At 72.9% G+C, this 20,657-nt stretch carries 17 protein-coding genes and 1 riboswitch; of the genes, 12 read left to right on the top strand and 5 right to left on the bottom strand.

Annotation, left to right across the window (positions count from 1 at the left end):
• Positions 1-79 precede the first annotated feature (79 nt).
• Together AB0B40_RS18825 and AB0B40_RS18820 are read right to left on the bottom strand one after the other, a co-directional pair.
• Positions 80-1,021 carry a sucrase ferredoxin gene (locus AB0B40_RS18825; protein WP_345052190.1) on the bottom strand — a complete coding sequence of 314 codons (942 nt, stop codon included), beginning with the start codon at positions 1,019-1,021 and terminating at the stop codon, positions 80-82.
• Positions 1,022-1,074: 53 nt separating this feature from the next.
• The gene (locus tag AB0B40_RS18820) at positions 1,075-2,331 is read right to left on the bottom strand and encodes a citrate synthase (RefSeq protein WP_345052188.1); all 1,257 of its coding nucleotides are present in this window, start codon (positions 2,329-2,331) and stop codon (positions 1,075-1,077) included.
• A 113-nt stretch (positions 2,332-2,444) separates the two neighbouring features.
• Here AB0B40_RS18820 and AB0B40_RS18815 point away from each other — a divergent pair, with 113 nt between their 5' ends.
• Positions 2,445-3,611, top strand: coding sequence for a citrate synthase (locus AB0B40_RS18815; RefSeq protein ID WP_362264572.1), 1,167 nt, complete (start codon positions 2,445-2,447; stop codon positions 3,609-3,611).
• A 77-nt stretch (positions 3,612-3,688) separates the two neighbouring features.
• Positions 3,689-4,795 carry a GTP-binding protein gene (locus AB0B40_RS18810; RefSeq protein WP_345052183.1) on the top strand — a complete coding sequence of 369 codons (1,107 nt, stop codon included), beginning with the start codon at positions 3,689-3,691 and terminating at the stop codon, positions 4,793-4,795.
• Here AB0B40_RS18810 and AB0B40_RS18805 read toward each other — a convergent pair.
• Entirely contained in the window at positions 4,792-7,251 is a 2,460-nt protein-coding gene (locus AB0B40_RS18805) for a DNA topoisomerase IV subunit A (protein ID WP_362264570.1), read from the bottom strand. The genes AB0B40_RS18810 and AB0B40_RS18805 overlap by 4 nt on opposite strands.
• A gap of 317 nt (positions 7,252-7,568) precedes the next feature.
• On the opposite strand from AB0B40_RS18805, the gene AB0B40_RS18800 reads away from it, so the two are divergent.
• The 4 genes from AB0B40_RS18800 (at position 7,569) to AB0B40_RS18785 (ending at position 12,375) form a co-directional block, all read left to right on the top strand.
• Positions 7,569-8,966 carry a pitrilysin family protein gene (locus AB0B40_RS18800; protein ID WP_345052178.1) on the top strand — a complete coding sequence of 466 codons (1,398 nt, stop codon included), beginning with the start codon at positions 7,569-7,571 and terminating at the stop codon, positions 8,964-8,966.
• Positions 8,963-10,351 carry a pitrilysin family protein gene (locus tag AB0B40_RS18795; protein WP_345052176.1) on the top strand — a complete coding sequence of 463 codons (1,389 nt, stop codon included), beginning with the start codon at positions 8,963-8,965 and terminating at the stop codon, positions 10,349-10,351. Before AB0B40_RS18800 ends, AB0B40_RS18795 begins: the two co-directional genes overlap by 4 nt.
• 212 nt (positions 10,352-10,563) lie before the next feature.
• Positions 10,564-10,724, top strand: a riboswitch (cyclic di-AMP (ydaO/yuaA leader).
• Positions 10,725-10,736: 12 nt separating this feature from the next.
• Positions 10,737-11,492, top strand: a complete 756-nt coding sequence (locus AB0B40_RS18790) for a M23 family metallopeptidase (protein WP_345052173.1) — start codon at positions 10,737-10,739, stop codon at positions 11,490-11,492.
• A gap of 196 nt (positions 11,493-11,688) precedes the next feature.
• A complete protein-coding gene (locus tag AB0B40_RS18785) occupies positions 11,689-12,375 on the top strand; it encodes a GntR family transcriptional regulator (protein WP_345052171.1) in 687 nt (228 codons plus the stop codon).
• A gap of 165 nt (positions 12,376-12,540) precedes the next feature.
• Here the strand turns inward: AB0B40_RS18785 and AB0B40_RS18780 are convergent, their stop codons facing one another.
• The gene (locus AB0B40_RS18780; RefSeq protein ID WP_345052169.1) at positions 12,541-12,822 is read right to left on the bottom strand and encodes an HPr family phosphocarrier protein; all 282 of its coding nucleotides are present in this window, start codon (positions 12,820-12,822) and stop codon (positions 12,541-12,543) included.
• Positions 12,823-13,000: 178 nt separating this feature from the next.
• Here AB0B40_RS18780 and AB0B40_RS18775 point away from each other — a divergent pair, with 178 nt between their 5' ends.
• From AB0B40_RS18775 to AB0B40_RS18755, 5 genes are read left to right on the top strand one after another with little or no spacing between them, the layout of a single operon-like run.
• Positions 13,001-15,817 carry a GNAT family N-acetyltransferase gene (locus tag AB0B40_RS18775; RefSeq protein WP_362264567.1) on the top strand — a complete coding sequence of 939 codons (2,817 nt, stop codon included), beginning with the start codon at positions 13,001-13,003 and terminating at the stop codon, positions 15,815-15,817.
• Positions 15,818-15,834: 17 nt separating this feature from the next.
• Positions 15,835-16,128 (top strand): hypothetical protein, encoded by a 294-nt coding sequence (locus AB0B40_RS18770; protein ID WP_362264565.1) that lies wholly within the window; start codon positions 15,835-15,837, stop codon positions 16,126-16,128.
• A 1-nt stretch (position 16,129) separates the two neighbouring features.
• Positions 16,130-16,726 carry a DUF5998 family protein gene (locus AB0B40_RS18765; protein WP_345052165.1) on the top strand — a complete coding sequence of 199 codons (597 nt, stop codon included), beginning with the start codon at positions 16,130-16,132 and terminating at the stop codon, positions 16,724-16,726.
• A complete protein-coding gene (locus AB0B40_RS18760; protein ID WP_345052163.1) occupies positions 16,726-17,916 on the top strand; it encodes a nucleotide pyrophosphatase/phosphodiesterase family protein in 1,191 nt (396 codons plus the stop codon). Before AB0B40_RS18765 ends, AB0B40_RS18760 begins: the two co-directional genes overlap by 1 nt.
• 48 nt (positions 17,917-17,964) lie before the next feature.
• Positions 17,965-18,615, top strand: a complete 651-nt coding sequence (locus tag AB0B40_RS18755) for a thymidine kinase (RefSeq protein WP_345052161.1) — start codon at positions 17,965-17,967, stop codon at positions 18,613-18,615.
• 4 nt (positions 18,616-18,619) lie between these two features.
• Here the strand turns inward: AB0B40_RS18755 and AB0B40_RS18750 are convergent, their stop codons facing one another.
• Positions 18,620-19,411, bottom strand: a complete 792-nt coding sequence (locus tag AB0B40_RS18750) for a VOC family protein (RefSeq protein WP_345052158.1) — start codon at positions 19,409-19,411, stop codon at positions 18,620-18,622.
• Positions 19,412-19,729: 318 nt separating this feature from the next.
• Here AB0B40_RS18750 and AB0B40_RS18745 point away from each other — a divergent pair, with 318 nt between their 5' ends.
• Positions 19,730-20,581 (top strand): sulfurtransferase, encoded by an 852-nt coding sequence (locus AB0B40_RS18745; RefSeq protein WP_345052156.1) that lies wholly within the window; start codon positions 19,730-19,732, stop codon positions 20,579-20,581.
• Positions 20,582-20,657 lie beyond the last annotated feature (76 nt).

Below are 20,657 nucleotides of genomic sequence, written 5' to 3'. Positions count from 1 at the left end.
GAACGGACGAACGGAACATTGACCGTCAACCTGTTGACCGGTCACCGCGGCGATCAGATACGGCGGCCATGCCGGCCCGCTAGCTCGCCAGCGCCGTCGGCCTCAGTTCGCGCACCTCGACGACGTCCATCCGCGCGGGCGAACCCAGCACTCCCGCGCCACAGCTCTCCTGGCGTGGCGGCAGTGACGCCCTCTGCTCCACGGTGACCCGCCACCGGCGGCCGTCGGCGTGGGCCACGGTGACCTCCCGGCGCGCGGCCGTGCCCTCGGTCCGTACGACGCTCAGCACACCCGCCCGGTACTCGCGCGCGGCCGACCGCACGGCCAGCTCCGCCGCCTGGCCGGGCCGTTCCCACGCGGAGCACCCCCGGCACCCGTCGACCACCACACGCCCCTGCCGGACACCGTGGAGGGCCTCCTTGACGGTGTGCGCCTCGGCGCGGCCGTAGGCGTATCCGTACGGCAGGACGAGCACCGTGGGCGCGAACCGATGTCCACCCAGATGGGTGACCTCCCAGACACCGCGCACGCCTGACGCGACCAGCTCCGTGGCGAGGGGGCGGCCCAGCAGGGCGCAGCAGCGGTCGCGCTTGCCGTTGGTGCACACGAGCGCCAGCGGGTCGCCCCGGTGCGGCCGTCCGCCGAGCGCCGCGCCGAAGGAGTCGTGGTCGCCCGCTCCCAGGGCGGCGAAGTCGAGATCGAGGAGCCGCTGGGGATCGCGGGTGGTGGCAGCGTGCAGCCATACACGCCCGGGAACGGTGTGCGCGGCATACACCTGCCGCATCGGGGGTGAGCCGGGATCGGCATGGCGTCCGGGGCGCCGGATGAGCGCGATCCGGACGCCGGTTCCGTCGGCTGCGGCCTCCAGGGCCCGCCCGAGCACGGGATCCAGGTGGCTGGAAGTGAGCGCCCTGGCGCCCCACGGGCCGGGCTGTTCCAGCAGCAGCCACGTCGTCGCCGTGGCCGCCGTACCGGAAACCGGCTCGTCAAGGCTCCGCGAAACCGTCGCACACCTACTCACAGAGGTGAGCCTAACCTGACTCTGCGCGTGGGGACTTCCGGCCCCGGCGTGTTCTACTCCGGGAGGGGCTGAGGCGGGCGCGGGCCGACGTAATGGCCGCTGGGCCGCATGCGCAGCGGGCGCTCGCCGTACTCCTCCAGGGCATGGGCGATCCAGCCCGCCGTCCGGGCGACGGCGAAGATCGTCTCGCCGGCCGTGGCCGGCATCCCGCAGGACGCCGTGAACACCGCCAGGGCCAGGTCCACGTTGGCGTGCAGTGGCGTGTGCCGGGCGGTCGTGGCGACGACGTCCCGGGCCGCGAGCAGCGCGGGCTCCGCGCGCGGGACCTGTTCCAGCAGACCGAACAGCACCCGCGCGCGGGGGTCCTCGCCCGTGTACAGCCGGTGGCCGAGGCCGGGGACGCGGCGGCCGGCGCGCAGCTCCTCGGCGATCACCGGGACCGCCGTTCCCTGGTCGAGCACGTCCAGGAGCATCCGGTGGGCCAGGCCGCTGGCCGCGCCGTGCAGCGGGCCCTCCAGCACGCCGAGCCCGGCCGAGACGGCCGCGTACGCGTGCGCCCGGGCCGAGGCGGCGACCCGGACCGCGAGCGTGGACGCGGCCAGGTCGTGGTCGGCGAGCAGGGCCAGCGCGGTGTCCAGGACGCGCAGCGAAGCCTCGTCGGCCGGCCGGCCGGTCAGGCGGCCCCACAGGCGGTGTGCCAGGGGACCGTCGTCCTGGTGGCCTGGCCGGGCCGGCGGCAGCGCGGCCACCAGGGTGGGGATGAGAACCCGCGCGGTGTTCAGCACGGCCTCCTCGGACAGGTCGAAGCGCAGCGGGTCCTCGGCCGCCATGGCGACCGCCGCCACCCGCAGCCGGTCGACGGGTGAGGCGTGCTCGGACAGGGCGTCCACAGCGCGGCGGGCGACCTTCACGGAGTCCTCGGGTGCCGCGAACGTCACCCCGGGGGTCAGCACGCCGGTCCACAGCCACTCCGCGACCTCCTCGTAGGAGTGCCGGGAGGCCAGTTCGACGGCGTCCACGCCGCGGAAGAAGTACCGGTCCCCCTCGATGAGCGTGATCCGGGTGCGGACGGACAGGTCGCCGCCGGAGCCGGGGCTCCCGGCCGCCTCGCGCCGGTTGCGGCGGGCGAGGGCCTCCACCTCCCCGGCCTCGAAGGTGCTGGACCGGCCGCCGGGTTCGCGTCTGCTGCTGAGCAGTCCGCGGCTCACGTACGCGTAGACCGTCTCCGGCTTCACGCCGAGCAGTTCCGCGGTCTCCCTGGTGGTCAGCCGGCGCCCGGGACGGCGGGGAGCGGTGTCGTGGTCGCGCATGGGGCTCACCGTAGCCGCCTCTGCACACCTTGATCCCTATACATTGATTGAATCAACGTTGACACCAGATAAGTCAAGCATGGACAGTCGGATCAAGTCCAAGGAGGTACATCATGACCATCAACAGGGCCGCCACCCCGCTCATCGACGCCCCGCGCGGTCTCGCGGGCGTCGTCGTCGCCCAGACCGAGATCGGCGACGTCCGGGGCGGAGAGGGCTTCTACCACTACCGGCAGTACTCGGCCGTCGACCTCGCGCGCGGCCGGAGCTTCGAGGACGTCTGGCATCTCCTGGTCCACGGCACGCTGCCCGACGCGCGCCGCGCCGCCGCCTTCGCCGCCGGGGCGGCAGCGCTGCGGCGTCTGCCCGAGGACGTCCGCGCGGCCCTGCCCGCGATCGCCGCCGCCGGCCGGCTGTCCGGACCGCTGGCCGGGGTGCGCACGGCACTCTCCCTGCTGGGTGCCGCGCAGGGCTTGCGGCCCGTGTACGACATCGACGCCGACCGCCGGCGTGCCGACGCCGTGGCCGTGTGCGCGGCCGTACCCACCCTGCTCACCGCGTTGTACCGGCTCGGGCGCGGTCTCGACCCGGTCGAGCCGCGCGAGGATCTTCCCCACGCGGCCAACTACCTGTACATGCTGACGGGTTCGGAACCGGATCCGCGCCGGGCCCGTGCGGTCGAGCAATACCTCATCTCCACCATCGACCACGGATTCAATGCGTCAACCTTCACCGCGCGCGTCATCGCCTCCACGGGTGCCGACATCGCGGCCTGCCTGTCCGGTGCCGTCAGCGCCCTGTCCGGGCCGCTCCACGGAGGTGCGCCCAGCCGGGCCCTGGACACGCTGGACGCGATCGGCACGCCCGACCGGATCGACCCCTGGATCCGCGAGAGGGTCCTCGCCGGCGACCGGATCATGGGGTTCGGGCACGCCGTCTACCGCACGGAGGACCCTCGCTCGCGGATGCTGCGGGAGATCGCCCTCGGCTTCGGCGGTCCGAGGGTGGACTTCGCGGTGGAGGTCGAGCGCCGGGTGGAGGCGATCCTCGCCGAGCTGAAGCCCGGCCGTGAACTCCACACGAACGTCGAGTTCTACGCCGGTGTCGTCATGGAACTGTGCGGACTGCCCCGGGAGATGTTCACCCCCACCTTCGCGGCGGCACGGGTGGTGGGCTGGAGCGCCAACGTCCTGGAACAGGCGGCCGACTCCAAGATCATCCGCCCTCTGGCGCGCTATGTGGGGCCCCCGCCGCCGGTCGCGGTGCCCGCCGCCGGCTGACGCACCCACCTCGGAGACCCTTTTATCCTGGTCCGCAGCCGGATCACAGGAGAGAGGTCACCCCCTTGGGGAACAGCGTGGCGAACAGCCAGGACAGCAGCCGGGACAACAGCCGGGACAACAGCCGTGGTCAGCGGCAGATCCCGGTCGTCGTACTCGCCGGATTCCTCGGCTCCGGCAAGACCACGCTCCTCAACCACCTGCTGCACCGCAGCGGAGGCAGCCGGATCGGAGTCATCGTCAACGACTTCGGCGCCATCGAGATCGACGCGATGGCCGTCGCGGGCGCCCTCGGCGACTCGACCGTCTCGCTCGGCAACGGCTGCCTGTGCTGTGCCGTCGACGTGGGCGAACTCGACCTCTACCTGGACCGGCTCGCCGCGCCCGCCACCGGCATCGATGTGATCGTCATCGAGGCCAGCGGGCTGGCCGAGCCACAGGAACTCGTGCGCATGGTGCTCGCCAGCGAACATCCGGGCATCGTCTACGGCGGCCTCGTCGAGGTCGTCGACGCCGCCGAGTTCGACGACACACGCGCGAAGCACCCCGAGATCGACCGCCACCTCGCCCTCGCCGACCTGGTCGTCGTCAACAAGCTCGACCGTGCCGACGACGCCGACCGGATCCTGGGGCTCGTCCGTTCCCTCACCGACCGCGCGGCCGTCGTCCCCGCCGCCTACGGGCGCATCGACCCCGAGCTCCTCTTCGACTGCCGGCCGAGCGAGGAGCGCATCGGACAGCTGTCCTTCGACGACCTGCACGAGCACACCGACGACGAGGACCATGCCGGGCACCTGCACACCGGATACGACAGCCTGTCCTTCCCCTCCGGCGTTCCCCTGGACCCGCGCCGGCTCATGCGGTTCCTGGACAGCCGGCCCGAAGGGCTGTACCGGATCAAGGGGTACGTCGACTTCGGGCCGTACGACCCCGCCAACCGCTACGCCGTGCACGCCGTCGGCCGGTTCCTGCGCTTCTACCCGGAGCCCTGGCCGCCCGGCGAGGATCGCCTCACCCAGCTCGTGCTGATCGGCTCCGGCATCGACACGGACGTCCTCGGCAAGGAACTGCAGGCGTGCGCGAACGACGCCCCGCACGCCGACGAGCACGGCATGTGGGGCGTCCTGCGCTATGTACGGGGACCGGCCGAAGGGGAAGCCGACCTGGAGGACCCGCCCGCCTAGAACACCGGCCCCGCCACCACCGCGACCGTCTTCGCCAGCGACGTGCCCGAGCCGTCCCGGCGCGGGTCCGGATCCGGCAGTTCCACCGGGGTGCCGTTCTTCTGGGCCGCGCGCGCGGGAACCTGGCCAGCCCAGCCCAGCGACAGGCAGTCCTCGCCCTTCAGGAACCGCTGACAGCGCACGCCACCGGTGGCCCGGCCCTTGCGCGGGTACTGGTCGAACGGCGTCAGCTTGGCCGTCGTCTGGACCGAGTCGTCCAGCGTGCCGCGCGAGCCCGCCACCGTGAAGACCACCGCGTCGGCGGCCGGGTCGACCGCCGTGAAGGAGATCACCTTCGCGCCCTCGGTGAGCTTGATGCCCGCCATGCCGCCCGCCGGGCGTCCCTGCGGGCGGACGATGGAGGACTGGAAGCGCAGCAGTTGCGCGTCGTCCGTGATGAACACCAGGTCCTCCTCGCCGGTGCGCAGCTCCACCCCGCCGACGATCCGGTCACCCTCCTTGAGCGTGATGACCTCCAGTTCGTCCTTGTTGGACGGATAGTCGGGCACCACCCGCTTGACGACACCCTGCTCGGTGCCGAGCGCGAGCCCGGGGGACGACTCGTCCAGCGTGGTCAGGCAGACCACCGTCTCGTCGCCCTCCAGGGAGACGAACTCCGCCAGCGGGGCTCCTCCGGAGAGGTTCGGGGCGCCGGCCGCCTCGGGCAGCTGCGGCAGGTCGACCACGTTGATGCGCAGCAGGCGACCGGCCGAGGTCACCGCGCCGATCACGCCGCGCGCGGTCGCCGGCACCGCCGAGACGATCACGTCGTGCTTGACCCGCTTGGCGCCCGCCGCCTGCGGGAACGGCTCGGCGGTCGCCGTACGGGCCAGCAGCCCCGTCGAGGACAGCATCACCCGGCACGGGTCGTCGGCCACCTGGAGCGGCACGGCGGCCACCGGGCTGCCCGCGGACTCCAGCAGGACCGTGCGCCGGTCGGTGCCGAACTTCTTCGACACGGCGGCCAGTTCGGCCGAGACCAGCTTGCGCAGCTCCGCGTCCGACTCCAGGATCCGGGTCAGCTCCTCGATCTCCGCGGTGAGCCTGTCCTTCTCCGCCTCCAGCTCCATCCGGTCGAACTTGGTGAGCCGGCGCAGCGGTGTGTCGAGGATGTACTGCGTCTGCGCCTCGCTCAGCGAGAAGCGCTCCATCAGGCGCTCCTTGGCCTGCGCGGAGTTCTCGCTGGCGCGGATGATCCGGATGACCTCGTCGATGTCGACCAGCGCGGTCAGCAGGCCCTCGACCAGGTGCAGCCGGTCGCGCTTCTTGCCGCGGCGGAACTCGCTGCGGCGCCGGACCACGTCGAAGCGGTGGTCGAGGTAGACCTCCAGCAGCTCCTTCAGACCCAGGGTGAGGGGCTGGCCGTCGACCAGGGCGACGTTGTTGATGCCGAAGGACTCCTCCATCGGGGTCAGCTTGTACAGCTGCTCCAGGATCGCCTCCGGCACGAAGCCGTTCTTGATCTCGATGACCAGGCGCAGGCCGTGCTCGCGGTCGGTGAGGTCCTTGACGTCGGCGATGCCCTGGATCTTCTTCGCGTTGACCAGGTCCTTGATCTTCGCGATGACCTTCTCGGGGCCGACCGTGAACGGCAGTTCCGTGACCACCAGGCCCTTGCGGCGGGCGGTGACGGCCTCGACCGAGACCGTCGCGCGCATCTTGAAGGTGCCGCGGCCGGTCGCGTACGCGTCCCGGATGCCGTCCAGGCCGACGACCCGGCCGCCGGTGGGCAGGTCCGGGCCCGGGACGTGCTTCATCAGCGCGTCGAGGTCGGCGGCCGGGAACCGGATCAGGTGGCGGGCGGCGGCGACCACCTCGCGCAGGTTGTGCGGCGGCATGTTCGTCGCCATCCCGACCGCGATGCCCGAGGCGCCGTTGACCAGCAGGTTCGGGAAGGCCGCGGGCAGGGCCAGCGGCTCCTGCTCCTGGCCGTCGTAGTTCGGCGCGAAGTCGACCGTGTCCTCGTCGATCGACTCGGTCATCAGGCTCGCCGCCTCGGCCATCCGGCACTCGGTGTACCGCATGGCGGCCGGCGGGTCGTCGTTGCCCAGGGAGCCGAAGTTGCCGTGCCCGTCGACCAGCGGCACGCGCATGGAGAACGGCTGCGCCATGCGCACCAGGGCGTCGTAGATCGACGCGTCGCCGTGCGGGTGCAGCTTGCCCATGACCTCGCCGACGACACGCGCGCACTTGACGTACGAGCGCTCGGGGCGCAGGCCCATCTCGCTCATCTGGTACACGATCCGGCGGTGCACGGGCTTGAGGCCGTCACGGGCGTCCGGCAGGGCGCGCGAGTAGATGACCGAGTACGCGTACTCGAGGTAGGAGCCACGCATCTCGTCCACGACGTCGATGTCGAGGATCCTCTCCTCGAACGAATCGTCGGGCGGCGGGGTCTTCGTGCTGCGGCGGGCCATCGCTGCCGGCTCCTCCTGATCTGGTCGCTCGCCGAGGGGGCGCGCACCCTCCGGCTCGCTCTTGCTGAAGCGAATGACGGATCTGTCGCGGACCATTGTGGACCGCGCCACTGACAACCCGGGCCACGACCCGGTCTCCGCGGGCCCGCCCCGCGCCCGGAGGGCGTCCGCGGAGGGCCGGACGCAGGCTACGCGATCCGCTCTCGGCGTACGTCCCGCGGGAACTTCGCCGGGGCCCCGCACGCTTTGCATACAGTGGCAGGAACGGCAGGACAAGCGCGGTTTCCACAACCGCCTCCGCTCGCGAAGGGACGTACATGCCCATGGGTCACACGACCACAGCCGAGGCAGGCTCCGGGGGCCTGACAGCGACCGAGCACCGCCTGGCCAACGGTCTGCGCGTGGTGCTCTCCGAGGACCACCTGACCCCGGTGGCGGCGGTCTGCCTCTGGTACGACGTCGGTTCCCGCCACGAAGTCAAGGGACGCACCGGCCTGGCTCACCTTTTCGAGCACCTGATGTTCCAGGGCTCCGCGCAGGTCAAGGGCAACGGCCACTTCGAGCTGGTGCAGGGCGCCGGCGGCTCGCTGAACGGCACCACCAGCTTCGAGCGCACCAACTACTTCGAGACCATGCCCGCCCATCAGCTGGAGCTCGCCCTCTGGCTGGAGGCCGACCGCATGGGCTCGCTGCTGGCCGCCCTGGACGACGAGTCCATGGAGAACCAGCGGGACGTCGTCAAGAACGAACGCCGCCAGCGCTACGACAACGTGCCATATGGCACCGCCTTCGAGAAGCTGACCGCCCTGTCCTACCCGGAGGGCCACCCGTACCACCACACGCCGATCGGCTCGATGGCGGACCTGGACGCGGCCACCCTGGAGGACGCCCGCCAGTTCTTCCGCACCTACTACGCGCCGAACAACGCGGTGCTCTCCGTGGTCGGCGACATCGACCCCGTGCAGACCCTCGCCTGGGTCGAGAAGTACTTCGGCTCGATCGCGTCCCACGACGGCAAGCCCGCCCCGCGCGACGGTTCCCTGCCGGAGATCATCGGCGAGCAGAAGCGCGAGGTCGTCGTCGAGGAGGTCCCGGCGCGCGCCCTGATGGCGGCCTACCGGCTCCCGGAGGACGGCACGCGCGCGTGCGACGCGGCCGACCTCGCCCTGACCGTTCTCGGCGGCGGCGAGTCCTCGCGCCTGTACAACCGGCTGGTGCGCCGCGACCGTACGGCCGTCGCCGCCGGCTTCGGCCTGCTGCGCCTGGCCGGCGCGCCCTCCATGGGCTGGCTGGACGTGAAGACCTCCGGTGACGTAGAGGTGCCGGTCATCGAGGCCGCCATCGACGAGGAGTTGGCCCGGTTCGCCGAGGAGGGCCCCACGCCCGAGGAGATGGAGCGCGCCCAGGCCCAGCTGGAGCGCGAGTGGCTGGACCGGCTGGGCACGGTGGCCGGCCGCGCCGACGAACTGTGCCGGTTCGCCGTCCTGTTCGGCGACCCGCAGCTCGCCCTGACCGCAGTGCGGCGCGTCCTGGAGGTGACCCCGCAGGAGGTCCAGGAGGTCGCCAAGGCCCGCCTGCGCCCCGACAACCGCGCGGTCCTCGTCTACGAGCCGAAGTCCCCGGAGTCCGTCGAGGACGCCCAGGTCCCCGAGGACCCGGAGCGGGAAGCGACCGTAGAGGCCGGCAACGAGAACGACGAGGAGAGGGCCAAGTGACCGAGCTCGCCACCATGGAGTTCCACCCCCGGCCGCAGGCCGGCGACGCCAGGCCCTGGGCGTTCCCGGCCCCCGAACGCGGCACGCTGGACAACGGTCTGACCGTGCTGCGCTGCCACCGCCCCGGCCAGCAGGTCGTCGCGGTGGAGGTCCTGCTGGACGCGCCGCTGGACGCCGAGCCGGCCGGCCTGGACGGTGTCGCCACGATCATGGCGCGGGCCTTCTCGGAGGGCACCGACCAGCACTCCGCCGAGGAGTTCGCCGCCGAGCTGGAGCGCGCGGGCGCCACCCTGGACGCGCACGCCGACCACCCCGGGGTCCGGCTCAGCCTGGAGGTCCCGGCGTCCCGCCTGCCCAAGGGCCTCACCCTGCTCGCCGACGCGCTGCGCGCGCCCGCCTTCGCCGAGAGCGAGGTCGAGCGGCTGGTCCGCAACCGCCTGGACGAGATCCCGCACGAGCTGGCCAACCCCTCCCGCCGGGCCGCCAAGGAGCTGTCCAGGCAGCTGTTCCCGGCGTCCTCGCGCATGTCCCGCCCGCGCCAGGGCACCGAGGAGACGGTCGAGAAGATCGACGCCGGGGCCGTACGCGCCTTCTACGACCGCCATGTGCGGCCCGCCACGGCCACCGCGGTGGTCGTCGGCGACCTGACCGGTGTCGACCTGGACGCGCTGCTCGGCGAGACCCTGGGCGCCTGGACCGGCACGCCGGGCGAGCCCCGGCCGGTGCCGCCGGTGACCGCCGACGACACCGGGCGCGTGGTCATCGTGGACCGGCCCGGCGCCGTCCAGACCCAGTTGCTCATCGGCCGCGTCGGCCCCGACCGGCACGACCGCGTGTGGCCCGCCCAGGTGCTCGGCACGTACTGCCTCGGCGGCACCCTCACCTCCCGCCTGGACCGCGTCCTGCGCGAGGAGAAGGGCTACACCTACGGCGTGCGGTCCTTCGGCCAGGTCCTGCGGTCCGCACCGGACGGCACGGGCGCGTCGATGCTCGCCATCAGCGGCTCCGTCGACACACCGAACACGGGCCCCGCGCTGGAGGACCTGTGGAAGGTGCTGCGCACGGTCGCGGCGGACGGCCTGACCGACGCCGAGCGGGACGTCGCCGTGCAGAACCTCGTGGGGGTGGCGCCGCTGAAGTACGAGACCGCGGCGGCCGTCGCGAGCACGCTGGCCGACCAGGTCGAGCAGCACCTGCCCGACGACTTCCAGGCGACGCTGTACCGGCAGCTGGCCGCCACGGGCACGGTGGAGGCCACCGCGGCCGTCGTGAACGCCTTCCCGGTGGACCGTCTGGTGACCGTCCTCGTCGGTGACGCCGCCCAGATCAAGGCGCCGGTCGAGGCGCTCGGCATCGGTGAAGTGACCGTGGTGGCGGCCGAGTAGCGGCCCGCGCGCGGACGGGGCCCTGACGGCCTACGGGTCGTCAGGGCCCCTGCTGTTCCACTCTTCCTCCCAGATGCCCGTTTTGGGGCGGAGGTTGCCTGTCTGGCCTGTGGGATGCGCTACAAAACGCCGGATGCGTTTGAGGATTGAAAGCGTGCCCGCTTAGCGTCGTCCAGGCTGTTCGTCAGGCACTGCGCCGCGCCCGCGGCACCGGACAGTCATCGCCGAGTCCCCGTACGGCGCGAGCCAGGGGAGCCGGGGACCCACCGTCCCTGGGGTGAATCGGGCGCCCGCGCGGCAGCGAGGGGGCCCGTAGGAGACCTTCCTGCTCCGAACCCGTCAGCTAACCCGGTAGGCGAGAGGGAAGGAAAGGACCAGCCACTTCATGGCGTTCATGTGCGCCACCGGGAAGCACCGCAAGCCCGGCCGGGTCAAGCGGACCACCGCCCAGGCGGCCGGTATCGCGGCCCTCACCACCACCGGTGTGATCGGCACCCTCGCCGCCTCCCCGGCGCTCGCCGCCGAGAACCCCGTCGAGCAGACCGGCCTGATCCCCGTCCTCGCCGCGACCGACGACGTCGCCGAGCAGATCGACGCGCAGGCCGCGGCCCAGCAGCGGGCGGCCGACCAGAAGGCGGCGGAGAAGGCTGCGGCGAAGGCGGCCGCCAAGCGGGCCGAGCAGATCCGCGAGGCCAGGGCCCGCGCCGCCCGGGAGGCGGAGCGCAAGCTGCTCAACGCCTTCGTGGCGCCCATCGCGCACTCCTACGTCTCCACGGGCTACCAGGCCAGCAGCTCCCTGTGGTCCTCCGGCTCGCACACCGGCATCGACTTCCACGCGGCCAGCGGCACGACCGTCCACGCGGTGGGCTCCGGCACGGTCGTCTCCACGGGCTGGGGCGGCGCGTACGGCAACCAGATCGTGATCCGGATGGCCGACGGCATGTACACCCAGTACGGCCACCTGTCCTCCATCGGCGTCACCGTGGGCCAGAAGGTCGTCCCGGGCCAGCAGATCGGCCTGTCCGGCGCCACCGGCAACGTCACCGGCCCGCACCTCCACTTCGAGGCGCGGACCACCCCGGACTACGGCTCCGACGTCGACCCCGTCGCCTACCTCCGCAAGCACGGTGTGAACGTCTGACGCTCACCGCACGCCATCGAAAGCCCCGGCTCACCGAGCCGGGGCTTTCGCCGTTTTCCGCGGTTTCCGCCGGGCCTCTGTCCAAAAAATATCCATGGATTAGGGCCCGCTGTCGGAAATTCCGGCCCGTTGGAATAGAGTCACGGAACAGGCGTCCATCGTCGGTGTTTCACGGGGATTAAGACGGAGGTCGGTCATGCGTATTCCGGCGCACTCGGTGTGCACCGCGGTCCGGGACGACATCGTCGCCGGCGTGTACGAGCGCGGCAGCCGCCTCACCGAGGAAGTCCTGGCCCGCCGCTACGGCGTCTCGCGCGTCCCGGTGCGTGAGGCGCTGCGCACGCTGGAGGCCGAGGGTTTCGTGGTGACGCGCCGGCACGCGGGCGCGTGCGTGGCCGAGCCGACGGAGCAGGAGGCCGCCGACGTGCTGGAGATGCGGATGCTGCTGGAGCCGCTGGGTGCCGCACGGGCCGCCCAGCGGCGCACCGATGCCCATCTGAAGGTGCTGCGCGGGCTGGTCCGGCTGGGGCAGGAGCGGGCCAGGAAGGGCCACAGCGACGATCTGCGCTCGCTGGGCGGCTGGTTCCACGAGACGCTCGCCCAGGCGTCCGGCAGCCCCTCGCTGACCGCGATGCTGACCCAGCTGCGGCACAAGATCGCCTGGATGTACGCGGTGCAGCCGCCGTCGAGCCCGGCGGATTCCTGGGCGGAGCACGGCGCGATCGCGGATGCCGTGGCGCGCGGGGACGGCGAACGGGCTCGGGCGCTCACGGCGCTGCACGCGGAGCGCGCGGCGGGTGCGCACCGGCTGCGCTTTTCCGGCACCGGGGACCGTGTGAGGACTTCGCAACATGTCGTCAACATGTCGGGGCCACGGCTTTAACACGGGTGCCGTATACAAAGAGGAGTAATTCGGAGCAGGGGTGTTCTCCGCCGCTCTTTTCCTGTGCCGTGAATTACGGCTCGCGGCCCTTCGGGTGCCCGCAAGGAATTCGGAAACGCGAAAGCCGCGCCGCCCGGTGTGGACGGCGCGGCTTCCCGGCATTGCTCAGACGGTCTCGGGCAGCTCTTCCAGGCCCTCGGAGACCAGCTTGGCCAGCCGGTCCAGGGCGGCGTCCGCGCCCTCGGCGTCGGAGGCGAGGACGATCTCCTCGCCGCCCTGGGCGCCCAGGCCCAGAACGGCCAGCATCGAGCCCGCGTTGACGGGGTTGCCCCCGGCCTTGGCGATCGTCACCGGGACGCCTGTGGCCGTGGCGGCTCGGACGAAGATGGAGGCGGGGCGGGCGTGGAGGCCCTCGGCCCAGCCGACGTTGACGCGGCGCTCAGCCATGTGTTGCTGCCCTTCGGTGTACAGGGTTGTCTAGACCAGTTTCCCACACGGTGACGCGTGCCCGGAGAGGGGCTTCCTCTCGCCCCGGCTTGGCGCCGGAACGCGGCGTCGTGCCCGCTCTCCGTCCCCCACAGACTGCCTCGCGCCACCCGTGCACGCGAGCCGTACTCTGGGGCCCATGCAGACCTCGGCGGACCGGCAGGACCGGCACCAGTACCCCGCCCACTGGGAGGCGGACGTGGTGCTGCGTGACGGCGGCACCGCACGCGTCAGGCCCATCACCGCCGATGACGCCGACCGCCTGGTCAGTTTCTACGAGCAGGTCTCGGACGAGTCCAAGTACTACCGCTTCTTCGCGCCGTACCCACGGCTCTCCGCCAAGGACGTCCACCGCTTCACGCACCACGACTTCGTGGACCGGGTGGGGCTCGCCGCCACCGTCGGCGGCGAGTTCATCGCCACCGTACGCTACGACCGCATCGGCGCCGACGGCATGCCCGCCTCCGCGCCCGCCGACGAGGCCGAGGTCGCCTTCCTGGTGCAGGACGCCCACCAGGGCCGGGGAGTCGCCTCCGCCCTGCTGGAGCACATCGCGGCCGTCGCGCGCGAGCGCGGCATCCGCCGCTTCGCCGCCGAGGTGCTGCCCGCCAACACCAAGATGATCAAGGTGTTCACGGACGCCGGCTACACCCAGAAGCGCAGCTTCGAGGACGGTGTCGTCCGCCTGGAGTTCGACCTCGAACCCACCGACCGGTCCCTCGCCGTGCAGCGCGCCCGGGAGCAGCGCGCCGAGGCCCACTCGGTGCGGCGGCTCCTCGCGCCCGGCTCCGTGGCGGTCGTCGGTGTCGGCCGCGCCCCCGGCGGAGTGGGCCGCAGCATCCTCGGCAACATCCGCGACGCCGGCTACCAGGGCCGGCTGCACGCCGTGAACAGTGCCTTCCCCGAGGACCTCAAGGAGGTCGACGGGGTGCCCGCACACCGCTCGGTGCGGGACATCGACGGGCACGTGGACCTCGCCGTCGTCGCCGTACCGGCCGAACACGTGCCCGCCGTCGTCGCCGAGTGCGGCGAGCACGGCGTGCAGGGGCTGGTCGTGCTCTCCGCCGGATACGCCGAGAGCGGCGCCGAGGGACGCGAACGGCAGCGGGACCTCGTACGGGCCGCGCGCGCCCACGGCATGCGGACCATCGGCCCGAACGCCTTCGGGGTCATCAACACCGCCGCCGAGGTCCGGCTGAACGCCTCCCTCGCCCCCGAGATGCCCCGCCCCGGCCGCATCGGACTGTTCGCCCAGTCCGGGGCCATCGGCATCGCCCTGCTGTCCCGGCTGCACCGGCGCGGCGGAGGGGTGACGGGCGTCACCGGCGTGTCCACCTTCGTGTCCGCCGGCAACCGCGCCGACGTCTCGGGCAACGACGTCCTGCAGTACTGGTACGACGACCCCGAGACCGACGTCGTCCTCATGTACCTGGAATCCATCGGCAACCCCCGCAAGTTCACCCGCCTCGCCCGGCGGACGGCGGCGGCGAAGCCGCTGGTGGTCGTGCAGGGAACCGGTACGGCACCGCAGGGCCACACGGTACGGGCCACCCGGCTGCCGTACGCGACCGTCTCCGCGCTGCTCCGGCAGGCCGGCGTGATCCGGGTCGACACGATCACCGAACTGGTCGACGCCGGACTCCTGCTGGCCCGGCAGCCCCTGCCCGGCGGCCCGCGCGTCGCCATCCTCGGCAACTCGGAGTCGCTGGGCGTGCTGACGTACGACCGGTGCGTGGCCGAGGGGCTGCGGCCGGCGCGGCCGGTGGACCTGACGACCGGGGCGACGGCGGCGGACTTCCACCGGGCGCTCGCCGCCGCGCTGGCCGACGGGACGAACGACGCCGTCGTCGTCACGGCGATCCCCGCGATCGGGGAAGGGTCGCCCGGGGACGCGGAACTGGCGCAGGCGCTGCGGTCGGCCGCGGCCTCGGTGCCGGGGAAGCCGGTGCTGGTGGTCCACGTGGAGCTGGGCGGGCTCGCGCAGGCGTTGTCGGCCGCGGCGAGCACGGCACCGTGGGCCGCCGACCGGGCCCGCCCCGCCGAGGACCCGCCCCCCGCGGTACGGCCGCCGGACGACTCTCCTCCGGAAGGCACCCACCTGATCCCCGCCTACCCCGCCGCCGAGCGCGCCGTACGCGCCCTGTCCGAAGCCGTGAGGTACGCGCAGTGGCGGCGGGAGGCCGCCGACCCCGGGAAGGTGCCGGAGTACGACGACATCGACGAGAAGGGGGCCGCCCGGCTGATCCGGGGGCTGCTGGAACGCGGGGAAGGGCTCACGATCTCCGCCGCCGAGACCTGCGAGCTGCTCGGCAAGTACGGCGTCCCCGTCCGCCGGGCGGTTCCCGCGCCCACCCCGCGCGCGGCCGCCGAGGCCGCCCGCGCGCTCGGCTACCCGGTGGCCCTCAAGGCCACCGCACCGCATCTCAGGCACCGCGCCGACCTCGGCGGCGTACGGCTGGACCTCGCCGACGAGGAGCAGCTGCTGCGGGCGTACGCCGAGCTGACCGAGCTGTTCGGGCAGCCGGAGGAGCTGCGGCCGGTGGTGCAGGCGATGGCACCCAGGGGCGTGGACACCGTCGTCCGCGCGGTGATCGATCCGGCGGCCGGGGCGGTGCTGTCCTTCAGCCTGGCCGGGGCCGCCTCCCAGCTGCTGGGGGACATGGCCCACCGGCTGATCCCCGTCACCGACCGGGAGGCCGCCTCGCTCGTGCGCTCGATCCGCACCGCGCCGCTGCTGTTCGGCTGGCGCGGCTCCACGCCCGTGGACACCCCCGCGCTGGAGGAGCTGCTGCTGCGGGTGTCCCGGCTGGTCGACGACCACCCCGAGGTGGTCGCGGTCACCCTGGAGCCGGTCGTCGTCGCCCCGCACGGCGTGAGCGTCCTCGGCGCCACCGTACGGATCGCGCCCCCGCCCGCCCGCGACGACCTCGGCCCGCGCACGATGCCGGCCTACTGACCGGGGGAGGGGACCGCGTGGAGATCGCCGGACACCGCTTGCCCGAGGGCAGCTGGTGGGACCGGGAGGTGATCGCCTGGGACGCCGGACAGCCGCGGCTCGCCGCCGGGCTCGCGCGGCAAGTGGGCGGGACACCGCACCTCGTGGCCGCCTTCGAAGCCGACGCCGGCGGCCGGGAGCCCGTGTCCTGCCTGGTCGCCGCCGAGCGGCTGGAGATCCTGCCGGGGCTCGTCCCGCGGCGGGCGCGCCCGGGTACCGGAGCCGTCCCGAGTGCCCGCGACTGGCCCGGACCGCCCTTGCCCACGGATTAGGATGGACGCCATGGCCAAGACCAGTACGACGACCCAGGGGCTGCGCGCGGCGATCGAGCGCAGCGGCTACTACCCGGCCCTCGTGGCCGACGCGGTGGAGGCCGCCGTGGGCGGCGAGCCCATCCGGTCGTACCTGGTCCACCAGGAGACGACGTTCGACCAGAACGAGGTGCGCCGGCACATCACCGTGCTGGTCCTCACCGGCAACCGCTTCATCGTCAGCCACACCGACGAGCAGGCCGCCGACAGCACCTCCCCGACGCCGTACGCCACCACCTCCACCGAGTCCGTGAAGCTGGACCGGGTCTCCTCGGTCGTGGTCAGCCGGGTGGTCGCGAACCCCGAGCAGTACACCCCGGCCACGCTGCCCCGCGAGGTCGTACTGACCATCGGCTGGGGCGCCGTCAACCGCATCGACCTGGAGCCCGCCGCCTGCGGCGACCCCAACTGCGACGCCGACCACGGCTACACGGGCAGCTCCACGGCGGACGACCTCAGCCTGCGCGTCAGCGAGGCCGGGGACGGCCCGGAGACGGTGCGCCAGGCGCTCGCCTTCGCGCAGGCCATCTCGGAGGCGACCGCGGACATCACGCGCTGATGTCCCAGCTCTCCGCCTGGGACCACCCGGAGCCCCTCGCCCTCGACACCGCGCCGCTGCCCGAGTACGGCACCGGCTCCCTGGCCGACCTGCTGCCCACCCTGGCCGCCGGCATGGGCGTTCCCGGCCTGACCGCCACCATCGAGGAACTGACCGCCGCCGACCGGGTCTGCGTCTTCCTGATCGACGGGCTCGGCTGGGAGCAGCTCAGGGCCCACCCGGACGAGGCTCCGTTCCTGACCTCCCTGCTCGGCAGCTCACGCGGCGGCACCGGGCGCCCGCTCACCGCCGGCTACCCGGCGACCACCGCGACCTCCCTCGCCTCCGTCGGCACCGGCCTGCCGCCCGGTGCCCACGGCCTGCCCGGGTACGCCGTACGCAACCCGGCCACCGGCGAGCTGATGAACCAGCTCCGCTGGAACCCGTGGACCCCGCCGCGCCCCTGGCAGCCGTACCCCACCGTCTTCCAGCTCGCCCACGACGCCGGGGTGCACGCCGCCCAGGTGTCCTCGCCCGCCTTCGCGCAGACCCCGCTCACCAAGGTCGCGCTCAGCGGCGGCACCTTCCACGGCCGGCTGACCGGCGAGGAGCGCATGGACCTCGCGGCCGAGCAACTGGCCGCGGGCGACCGCTCGCTGGTGTACACGTACTACGCCGAACTGGACGGATCCGGACACCGCTACGGCGTCGCCTCCGACACCTGGCGCGGCCAGCTCATGTACGTCGACCGGCTCGTCCAGCGGCTGGCCGAGCAGCTGCCGCCGCGCAGTGCCCTCTACGTCACCGCCGACCACGGGATGGTCGACGTACCGTTCGACGAGCAGCACCGCATCGACTTCGACGAGGACTGGGAGCTGCGCGCCGGCGTCGCCCTGCTCGGCGGCGAGGGCCGGGCCCGGCACGTGTACGCGGTACCGGGCGCCGGGAACGACGTTCTGACCTGCTGGCGCGAGGTGCTGGGGGAGCAGTTCTGGGTGGCCTCCCGCGACGAGGCGATCGCGGCCGGCTGGTTCGGGCCGAGCGTGGACGAGCGCGTCTACCCGCGGATCGGTGACGTGGTCGCGGCCGCGCACGACGACGTCCTGCTGATCGCCTCGGAGCGCGAACCGAAGGAGTCCGCGCTGGTCGGCAACCACGGCTCCATGACCCCCGCCGAGCAGCTGGTCCCGCTGCTCGAAGTACGCTCCTGAACCTCCGCCCACCGTGCCGACGACTTGCCGAAAGGTGCTCAACTCCTCATGCCCGAGCTGGTGTTCTTCTCCGGAACGATGGACTGCGGGAAGTCGACGCTGGCTCTCCAGATCGAGCACAACCGGTCCGCGCGCGGCCTGGCCGGCATGATCTTCACCCGTGACGACCGGGCGGGCGAGGGCAAGCTGTCCTCCCGGCTCGGCCTGGTCACCGACGCGGTGGAGGTCGAGGACGGCCAAGACCTCTACGCGTACCTCGTGGACCATCTCTCGCAGGGCGGCCGGGCGGACTACGTGATCGCGGACGAGGCGCAGTTCCTCGCGCCCGGCCAGATCGACCAGCTCGCGCGCGTGGTGGACGACCTCGGCCTGGACGTGTTCGCCTTCGGCATCACCACCGACTTCCGCTCCAAGCTCTTCCCCGGCTCCCAGCGGCTGGTGGAACTGGCCGACCGGATCGAGGTGCTCCAGGTGGAGGCGCTGTGCTGGTGCGGCGCCCGCGCCACGCACAACGCCCGCACGGTGGGCGGCGAGATGGTGGTCGAGGGCGCCCAGGTGGTCGTCGGCGACGTCAACCAGTCCGCGGGCGACGTCGGCTACGAGGTGCTGTGCCGCCGCCACCACCGGCGCCGGATGACCGCCGCTTCGGCCCGCGCGGCGGCCCTGTCCCCGGACGTGCTGCCCGTCGCGTCCTCCTGAGGGCTCAGCGCGGGTCCTGCACCACGGTCAACTCGGCGCCCTCCGGGTCCACGACCGTCGCCACCCGCCCGTGCGGGCTGTCGTGGGCCGGCCGGAGGACCCGGCCGCCCAGGCCGGTGACCTGGCGCAGCGTGTCGCCGAGGTCGGCGACCTCGAAGTACGTCCGCCAGTGCGGCCCCCGGTCCCGGGGCAGACCGTGGCCCATGCCGTGCAGCCCGGCCACCGGGCGGCCGCCCAGGCACAGGGTCAGATAGTCGAAGTCGGCGGAGACCACCGGCTCCTCCACGTAGCCGAAGACGCTCTTGTAGAACTTGGCGACGCTCTCCGTCTCGAAGGTCAGCAGCTCGTTCCAGACCGGTGTGCCGGGCACACCGGTGACGGCGGTGCCGAGATGCGCGGAGCCCTGCCAGATCCCGAACACCGCCCCGGAGGGGTCGGAGGCGATGGCCATCCGCCCGGCCTCGGCGGCGTCCAGCGGACCGACGGCCACCGTGCCGCCGCACAGCCGTACCGTGTCGGCGGTCTGGTCCACGTCGTCCGAGGCGAGGTACGGCGTCCAGGCGACCGGCAGCCGGCGGTCCGGCGGCAGCTGCCCCATGCCCGCCACCTCCCGCCCGTCCAGCAGCGCCCGCACGTACGGGCCGAGCTGCTGCGGGCCCGGCAGGAACTCCCAGCCGAACAGCTCACCGTAGAACTCCTCGGTGGCATCCAGCCCGTGCACCATCAGGCTCACCCAGCAGGGCGTGCCGGGTACGTGCCGCGCGTGCGGACCGGCCGAATCCCGTGCCTCCGTCATCGATCACTCTCTCCCCGGCCCCTCGCGGTGGCCGTGTCGCTTCCGCTCCCCGGAAGGGGGTTCCACGCCGCCGGCGCTTGCGCCCGTGCCGGTGGCCGCATCCTCCGCGGTGCCGGAGGGCGTACCGCGCCGCTCGGCGATACTTCCGAGAGGATGCCCGATCTGCCGTCTTTCGCCGCTTCCTGACGGTGGCCGACGGGTGTCCGACGTCTGTACAGCCTGTGTCCGGTCCCGTACGCCACGTGACCGATACCGCCCGGCCGAGCAGAGTAGCCGGACCTGGACGCCGCGGCCACCCCTGGCGTATGGATGGACGCCATGACAGCCATCATCACCGCATCCGAACTCGCACAAGAGCTGACCGGGGGCAACCCGCCCGTGCTGCTGGACGTGCGCTGGCAGTTGAGCCTGGCGAAGGCGGCGGGCGCGCCGCCCTTCGACGGCCGGGCCGAGTACACGGCCGGGCACATCCCCGGCGCGGTCTTCGTCGACCTGGACCGGGAACTGGCCGCCGCGCCCGGCGCACAGGGTCGGCACCCGCTGCCCGACCTAGCCGAGTTCGGTGCCGCGATGCGCCGCGCGGGTGTGTCGTCGGGTCGGCCGGTCGTCGTGTACGACGGCGGGCAGGGCTGGGCGGCCGCGCGCGCGTGGTGGCTGCTGCGCTGGACGGGTCACCCGGACGTGCGGGTGCTCGACGGCGGGTTGCCGTCCTGGCGGGGCGAGCTGTCCACCGAGGTGCCGGCCCCGGCCGCGGGCGACTTCGCCCCGGAGCCGAAGGCCGCGGGGCGGCTGGACGCGGACGAGGCCGCGGCGCTCGCCCGCACGGGTGTACTGCTGGACGCCCGCGCGGGGGAGCGGTACCGCGGTGAGGTGGAGCCGGTCGACCGGGTCGGCGGCCACATCCCGGGCGCGGTGTCGGCGCCGACGACGGAGAACGTGGGTCCCGACGGCCGCTTCCTGCCCGCGGTGGAGCTGAGGGACCGTTTCAAGGCCCTGGGGGTGTCCGAGGACACCGAGGTGGGCGTGTACTGCGGTTCGGGCGTCTCCGGCGCCCACGAGGTCCTCGCCCTGGCGGTGGCGGGCATTCCGGCGGCCCTGTACGTCGGTTCCTGGTCCGAGTGGTCCGCGGACCCGTCCCGGCCGGTGGTGGTGGGCGCGGATCCGCAGTAGCGGAGCGACGGGAAGCGGGGGCAGCCGTCCAGGGCACACCGAAAGCTGGTAGCCACCCCTCAAGGCGAGTGAGGCT

Source organism: Streptomyces sp. NPDC042638 (assembly GCF_040647235.1).
Classification (GTDB): Bacteria; Actinomycetota; Actinomycetes; order Streptomycetales; family Streptomycetaceae; genus Streptomyces; species Streptomyces rameus.
This window is presented reverse-complemented; position numbering and strand designations above follow the sequence as displayed.